The organism is Niveispirillum fermenti, from assembly GCF_048066175.1.
GTDB classification, from domain to species: Bacteria; Pseudomonadota; Alphaproteobacteria; order Azospirillales; family Azospirillaceae; genus Niveispirillum; species Niveispirillum fermenti.
In genome coordinates, this window is the sequence record NZ_JBLTXA010000090.1 from 1 (window position 1) to 1,526 (window position 1,526).

A 1,526-nucleotide genomic window follows, 5' to 3' on the forward strand; every position below is an offset into this window, starting at 1 on the left:
CTTATATGAGGAGAATCAACGGAAATGTTCGTCAGCTTTTCATGTCATGCTCCTGTGGCATAATCTGGTATCCACGGCGTGAGCCTGCTTCCATGACGCGGCCCGGAGACCGGGCCTGATCCAACTTATATACGGTCAGCCGACCAGGGCGACTGCACCAACCTCCCGCATGCGGCGGGCAAGGCTCAATTGGGCGAGACCATTCTCAAACCGCGGCTGTTTGACAGCCATGCCGATCTTCGGTTCGCCCGTCCGGGCTCCAGAGGGAGGTGCCTCCCCGGAGAAATTCATGAGCGTTTGGAACGTCAACCTGTCTTCAGCATGGCACCTTCAATGACGACGCCCGCACGGGTATATTTCCAAAGTGCGACGAACAGCTTCCGGGCAACAGCGACGATCATCGTCTTCTTGAGCCGTCCCCCATTCCTGGCCACCTGATCCTTAAACCAGAGCGTCAGTGCGGAATCCGGCTGATGGCGGAGCCACAGCCAGGCGATCTGGATCAACGTTGTGCGCAGGCGTGGATTACCTGACTTTGAAACTCCCTGCTCGTGATCCACCTGGCCGCTCTGCCATGGTGTCGGCGCGAGACCTGCGTAGGCGGCGACCTGCCTGCGGTTGTCGAAATGCCGGCAAAGCCCTTCGCCCCACAATACGGCTGCGGCATCCGCACCAATTCCTTTCAGGCCCAGCAAGAGAGCGGCGCCGGGAAATGCGCGCGCCTCTGCCGTGAGCATCTCGGTGCGAGCCTGTTCGATCGCCTTGATCTGTGCAAGCACCAGTTCAAGGCGATCGAGTTCCCGCGAAATCTGTGCCTTCAGGTGGGGTGGCAATGGGCGACCATCTCCCGTATGGAGTTCCTCAAGCCGCTCCCGGCGATCGCGGCGCACCGGTTCGTAAGCTCCAGCGCCATGGCTGTAGAGCAACCCCTTGATCCGATTGACGTGTCCTACCCGTTCATTGACCAGCACCTTGCGTTCCCGTGCGATCCGCCGCCGGTCTTCCTCTTCCGGCGTTGGCGGCCTGACCATTGCACAAACGCGCGGTTCGCCCCGCTTGTAGGCCAGCAACGTCCTGACCAGCGCCTCGCCGTCGATCCTGTCGGTCTTTGCCCGGCGACGGCGGCGAGAGATCGCTACCGACGCCGGGTCGACAACGTGACTTTCGATCCCTTGCTGACATAAAGCCCGGTGAACCCAGAAGCCATCCAGCCCTGCTTCCTGGATCACGACGATCGGAAAGGTTTGCCCGGTACGGGCCTGCGCCTTTCGCCGTAGCTCCCCGAACCGCAAAAGCAGGTCGCTGATATCGCCTGCCTTAACCAAGTGCTTCGACATCTTCTCGCCACCACCCGGCGTCAGCGATGTGACCAGCCACTTCGACTGGCTCAGTTCAAGCGAAACGAAGATCGCGCCGAGATCGACACGAATGGTGGACGGAGTGGATGCGTTGGACATGATGGCCTCCAGGTTCAGTGCTGGACCAGAACTCTGACGCGGTTCCGGCTGCTCTTCACCTCATAGGAT

General features: G+C 60.5%; 1 protein-coding gene. It reads right to left on the bottom strand.

Annotated features, from left to right (window positions below):
- Positions 1-305 precede the first annotated feature (305 nt).
- Complete coding sequence (locus ACM9LZ_RS25780; RefSeq protein WP_416622362.1) at positions 306-1,457, bottom strand: IS110 family RNA-guided transposase; 1,152 nt, start codon at positions 1,455-1,457, stop codon at positions 306-308.
- Positions 1,458-1,526 lie beyond the last annotated feature (69 nt).

What these genes read in the sequence shown, in the direction of transcription:
- ACM9LZ_RS25780 (WP_416622362.1), bottom strand. Translation starts at nt 1,457, where the DNA reads ATGTCCAACGCATCCACTCCGTCCACCATTCGTGTCGATCTCGGCGCG.